Source organism: uncultured Thiocystis sp. (genome assembly GCF_903866365.1).
Classification (GTDB): Bacteria; Pseudomonadota; Gammaproteobacteria; order Chromatiales; family Chromatiaceae; genus Chromatium.
Map to the genome: position 1 here is coordinate 1 of NZ_CAIPNF010000155.1, position 5,551 is coordinate 5,551.

Sequence of the window (5,551 nt, forward strand, 5' to 3'; positions counted from 1 at the left end):
GCTAAGCATGTAGAACCAAGGGCAGAGGGCTTGCGGACGCGGGTTCGATTCCCGCCGCCTCCACCATTTCAGCATCCGCGACCATCCGTAGACGTTCGAGAACCCGCCTAAGTGCGGGTTTTTTTATTGCAGGAGAGCGGATCATCCGCCGCTTGTGCGCGGTATTTAGTAGGGGCAATTTCATTCGCCCCGTCGGCGGCACGGATTCAGGCGAATTTCGAGGAGTTGGGGTAGCAAGCCTTTTTCGGGGGCAACTTTAGAGGGTGACTCCAGCGAATGCTTTACGAGAAACTCTTTTTAGACAATCGGTTATACGTTCGATTCGGCAGATTCCGCCCGCTCTGTTTTGACCAAGCCCGGCGAGGCGCTCTGACGATCCTGCTGCTGACGCCACTCCAGACAACCCTGGCGGCGGACATCCCGAGCGCGACCGATACCTGCGTCGGCGGCAAGGCCGAAACCGCTCCATCCACCGAATTCGTCGCCATCGAGGATGGCAGCGCGGTTCGCCATGAACGCACCACGCTGGAATGGCAACGCTGCGCGCGGGGCCAGACCTGGAATGGCAAGAGCAACCTCTGCGATGGCCAACCCACGGCCTATACCTGGGAGAAGGCGACGCGACTGGCGACGGCACTGGAGGGCGGCTGGCGTCTGCCGACGGGTGAGGAATTGCTCAGCATCGTCGAAAGATGCCATATCTCGCCCGCGATCAATCCGCAGGTCTTTCCCAATACCCCAGCGTCACTCTTCTGGTCGTCCTCTTCCGACACAGGTGGCTTGAACCGCGCCTGGAGCGTGAGTTTCTTCACTGGAAGCCCTTACCGCCCCGGCAAGATCCAAAGCGGTCGAATCCGCCTGGTGCGCGGCACGATGCGGAAAACGCCTCCGGCTACACCCTGATTTACCAGGGGCGGTATTCCAGCCCAGGAATGTCCTGACGGTCGAAGACCGCCGGCAACCCCAACAGAAGCGCCCGCAATTGATCGAGATCTAGGTATCGTCCATAGGACGCCTTGGCCGCGTCGAGCGGCAACTCGACCCAATAACGATTGGCTTCGAGTTCACACAGGATCTGCATGAGGTTCTCCTCGGCGTCGATGATGCCGAGATAATCGTCCGCGCATTGCAAACGGGGCAGCAGTTGCTCGCAGATCGAACGGACACTCATCTCCACGGCGCTGGCCGACGAGATGGACTCTCCGGATCGGTCAAAAAGATAAAAGACTCGATAGTGCATGATCGACAGTCATCGCTCCCTGTCATCTCGAAGAGGCGGATTTGCCCCATGATAAAGTCATCGGTCGTCGCCATGGCGCAAAGCGACCGCGTGCTATGATCCTGTTCGCCCCGTGTTGGCGAATTGCTCCCAATATACCCCTGATCCGGTGCCCGATCATCGTCGCATTCGGCGCATCCCACGGCCTGGATCAAGAGTCTTTCTCCAGATCACTCGAATCGAGCCCACCGACCCGTGTCAGTCCCGTCGCCGCCCACTGAAGCCGAATCCACCGCCAGGCTCTTTCGCTCGCGCGTCTTCAAGCCGGCGGAGGGGGTGTTTCTCTTCCATCCCCGCGCCATGGAAAGACTGATCGCGGAACACCTGGAGTCGCGGGATCACGAGGGGCCGATCCCGGATCTCGGCTATTACCTGATGCCCTCCCCCGCCTTCCTGACCGGTCTGGAGTCGGAAAACCCGGAGGCGCTGGCCGTCATCGAGGGGCTGACGCTGCCCGATCATGTCATCCTGCTGCCGATGCCCGTGGAACAACGCCTCGACACCGCCGGCTTTACCCGTCTGCTGCGCGATTACTGGGCGCGACGCTTCGAGGGCGAGATCGCGCGCGCCTGGCAGTCGGCCCGCGACGCGCGACAGGATCGCGATGCCTTCGGCCCGGCGGCACTGCGGGATCTGATCGGCGCGCCCGCCTGCGCCGAGGTCCGCGATCTCCTGACCCGCGACGGAATCATCCCGGCCGGACTTGAGGATGCGCTCGTCTGCCGGGGCTTCGTCGCCCTCGTCACCCGCCTGCGCTATTTTTGTCCCGGTGCGCGCGGCTTCTTCTTTCCGGCTGTCCACGACTGGGCGGAGCTGGATCGCTGGATGGCGGCGAGCGGGCTCGACCTGCCGGCGGCGCGGCCCGGTCACCCGCTCCCCGCGTTGCTGGAACGCACCTGTCCCGATCCGCGCTGCGGTCATCCCTCCCAGGTGCCGCTTCTGCCGAGTGACCTGCCCTATGCGCGCTCGGATCCCGATTTCGTGCCCAATCGACCCGCTGTCGAAGGGCTGCCTGCGGCAAGCCTCGCGGAGGATGTCGAATCCCCACGGGAGATTGGCCTGAATCCGCCCGATCCGGACTTGCCCAAACGGCCTCCGGACGTACCGCCACCGCTTGAGGCACGCTGTCTGGACGCGCTCCGCCAGGGTCTGCAACTGCCGCGACATGACTGGCGGCGGCATCTGAACGACGCGCTTCTGGGGTTCTTCGCGCCCCTGCTGGACCTGCTGCTGGCCTTTCCGACCCTGTTCCGACGGCGCGGTGCCCCTCCGCTGATCGCCAGCGGCATCCGGCTGGAACTGTACCTGATGCTGTTCCGCCATGCCGTGCGCACCGCCCAGCGCGCCGAACTCAGCGACCGCTATGGCACCGCCATCGACCAACTGGCCGCGGCGCAGTTGCGTTTTCAAGCCATGGGCGAGCCCTGCGCCCCCGAGGCCGAGCAGGTCAGACGAACCTTGACCCAGCGTCGACTCGGCGCCGAAGAGGCGCTCTCCAATCAGTTGGCGGCCAAATGGAAGCTCGCGCCGGACAGCGCGCATGAATTGCGCCTGTTCGCGCGACGGCTGGGTGCCGACCTGCTCGACTCGCCACACGCCTGGCCCGCGCGCAGCCTGCTGCTGACGCTGGAGCGGGTGCTGCTGGAAAGCCGCACGACCTATTACCGATTTCGGCCCCTCCACTGGCTGTTGAGCGCCGGGAGGCTCCGCTTTCGCCAGATCCTCCCGTTCCAGGCGAATCTCAAGGCGCTGCGCGCGCTCGACACTGGCGCGAGCCGGCTGGAACAACTCGGCTGGCCCACGGCGGACGCCGAACGCTTCAGCCAGCCGCTGCACGCGCTCTCCAGGCGGCTCACCGTCCACCTGGAGAAACCGCTCAAACCGCTGTTGCAGCGCGCGCTGCAGGACGCCGGATTCAACCCCGGCAATCACCGCGAGGAGGTCGCCGCGCACAAACTGCTGCGCGAACTCCTGGATGTCATCGAACATCGACGGCATCTGAAATTCACCGACGTGCGCGACATCCTCGCCCGCAATGTCCTGCGGCTTCCGGATTTCACCCCCGAGGAACTGCTGCGCGGCGACCGGCTCGCGCGCTTCGACCGCCTAGCCGCGCGCGCGCTGCCCGGTGTCTACCAGCCTGGCGAGTTTTATCTCAAGGGATTGCAGCAACTGGGCGCGCCGCTGTTCGGCACCCCGGTGGGTCGGCTGCTCCTGCGTCATCTGATCCTGCCCTTCGGCCTCGCCTTTCTGGCACTTAAGACCCTGCATGTCCTGATTGGCTTGATCTCCCACCATCCGACCGATCTCGACTTGACGACCCTCTGGCTGATCGGCGTCGTCGGTCTGCTGATCAACGCCATCGCTTACACGCGCGTGATGCGACGCGGCGCGCTGACCCTGCTGCGCGGACTCTGGTGGGGGCTGCGACTGCTGTTTTACGACGGTCTGCGGCGCTTCCTGCGCTGGCGACCGATCGTCGCGCTGCTCGAAACCAGTCTGGTCCGGGGGTTGGACCGCAACCTGCTGCGGCCTTTCGCGATCGGAACCCTGCTGGTACTGCCCTTCCTCGGCATCGCCAGCCTGCTCGAAGGTTCGCTGGTGGAGCCGGGCATCTCGCTGTTCGCGCTCACCCTGGTCTTGGGCACCCTGGTGCGCAACACCCCCGCCGGGCGTCACCTGCTGGACGACGCCATCAGCGCCGTCGGCCGCTTCCTGCGACTGGCGAACCAGACCCTGATTCTTGGGCTGGTGCGCGAACTCATGCAGTTCTTCAAGGACATCACCCGGCGTTTCCAGCAGGGCCTGCACTGGATCGAGGAACTGCTCAGCCATCGGCTGGGCGAATCGCGGCTGAAACTCGCGCTCAAGGCCGTGCTGATTCCCGTCTGGCGTTTTCTGGAAGCCTTGATCCAATTCTATGTCACGGTCCTGGTCGAACCCCAGGTCAACCCCATCAAGCACTTTCCGCTGGTCACCATCGGTCACAAGGTGATGCTCCCCTTCTTTCCGGTCATCACCAGCTTTCTGTTTACCGTGACCGAAACCCTGCTGCCCAAGTGGATCGCCTATCCCTTCGTCACGCTCACCGTCCTCCTCCTGCCCGGCCTGGCCGGATTCCTGGTCTGGGAACTCAAGGAAAACTGGAAGCTCTACGCCGCCAATCATCCCGCCCTGGGACCGGCCGGCGGCGCCCGACCGGGGCTGCAGGCGATGCGCCGCACCGATCTTCCGGACGCCCCCATCGAACCCGCCATCATCGGCGGACATGGCGAGACCATGCGCGGACTCTTGCGCCGCGGCTTTCACAGCGGCACGCTGCCGAAGGCTTTCGACCGGCTCCGGCGCGTGCTGCGCCAGCAATTGCGCGACGGCAGCGAAACCCCGCAACGCCTGCGCGAGGCGCGGCGCCATCTGGCCGAGATCGAACGGGCCATCTGCGTCTTCTGCGACCGCGAGCTGGGTTACGCGCTCCGGCGACGCTGCAAGCATCCGCATTGCGCGCTGGCACGGATAGAGACCTTGCGTCCGCGCCTGGCCACCGCCTCCTTCGAGCTCACCCTGGAGTTATATACCCAGTCACCGGAAAACCCCGACCCGATCGAACTGCGTCTCTGCTTCTGTCTGCTGGAACCCGACCTTTACCTGAAGGTCGTGATTGGCGGCCCCCGCGCCAACCTCGACGACGCCTGCTGGCGACTCGTTCAGGAAGACATCCGGGTCTTCGGCGGACGCGCCGGCGCCAGGATCCTGCTGGACCTGAACGAGTCCAGCGTCCGGGATTGAGGGACAGGCAATGGGATGGAAAAACCGCGCCAGATTCTGGACTCGATCCCCACGCGTGGCCGCGCTATCGAGTCCGCCTTAAATCGACTGCGCGAATTGGATGCGGTTAAAACGCCTCCCACTGATCTTCATCACGAACCTGAGCACCGACCTTGAGGATCGGATTCATTGCGCGGACTGGCTTGTCCAGAGTCGACGGCGCATCCGAAGACGGCTGCGGTGCGGCAAGAGAACGCTGCTGTCCCCCGTCCCTGTCCTCCATGCCGCGCCGATGCAGCGATCAAGACGATTCCGTCTCCAGTCGGAACATCGCCACCGCCTGGGACAGCGCGCGCGTCTGATCCTCCAGGCTCTCGGCGGCGGCCGCCGCCTCTTCCACCAGCGCGGCGTTCTGCTGCGTGACCTCGTCCATCTGGGCGACCGCCTGGGTCACCTGCTCGATGCCGGTGCTCTGCTCGCGCGAGGCGTGGGTGATCTCGTCGACCA

3 protein-coding genes, 1 other RNA gene and 1 pseudogene are annotated in these 5,551 nt (G+C 64.5%); 3 read left to right on the forward strand and 2 right to left on the reverse strand.

The genetic code is table 11. From position 1 onward, the window contains the following. Both ssrA and QZY07_RS08950 read left to right on the forward strand, forming a co-directional pair. Positions 1 to 66: a transfer-messenger RNA gene (gene ssrA / locus QZY07_RS08945) on the forward strand; the annotation flags it as partial. 210 nt (positions 67 to 276) lie between these two features. Continuing rightward, a complete protein-coding gene (locus QZY07_RS08950) occupies positions 277 to 903 on the forward strand; it encodes a DUF1566 domain-containing protein (RefSeq protein ID WP_295401700.1) in 627 nt (208 codons plus the stop codon). A gap of 1 nt (position 904) precedes the next feature. On the opposite strand, the gene QZY07_RS08955 is transcribed toward QZY07_RS08950, so the two are convergent. Further along, entirely contained in the window at positions 905 to 1,240 is a 336-nt protein-coding gene (locus QZY07_RS08955; protein ID WP_295401703.1) for a hypothetical protein, read from the reverse strand. Between the two features lie 234 nt (positions 1,241 to 1,474). Between QZY07_RS08955 and QZY07_RS08960 the strand changes: the two genes are divergently transcribed. After that, positions 1,475 to 5,065, forward strand: coding sequence for a sulfite exporter TauE/SafE family protein (locus QZY07_RS08960; protein ID WP_295401704.1), 3,591 nt, complete (start codon positions 1,475 to 1,477; stop codon positions 5,063 to 5,065). Between the two features lie 280 nt (positions 5,066 to 5,345). On the opposite strand, the pseudogene QZY07_RS08965 reads toward QZY07_RS08960, so the two are convergent. Further along, positions 5,346 to 5,551, reverse strand: a pseudogene (locus QZY07_RS08965) (chemotaxis protein); the annotation flags it as partial.

What these genes read in the sequence shown, in the direction of transcription:
- QZY07_RS08950 (WP_295401700.1), top strand. Translation starts at nt 277, where the DNA reads ATGCTTTACGAGAAACTCTTTTTAGACAATCGGTTATACGTTCGATTC.
- QZY07_RS08955 (WP_295401703.1), bottom strand. Translation starts at nt 1,240, where the DNA reads ATGCACTATCGAGTCTTTTATCTTTTTGACCGATCCGGAGAGTCCATC.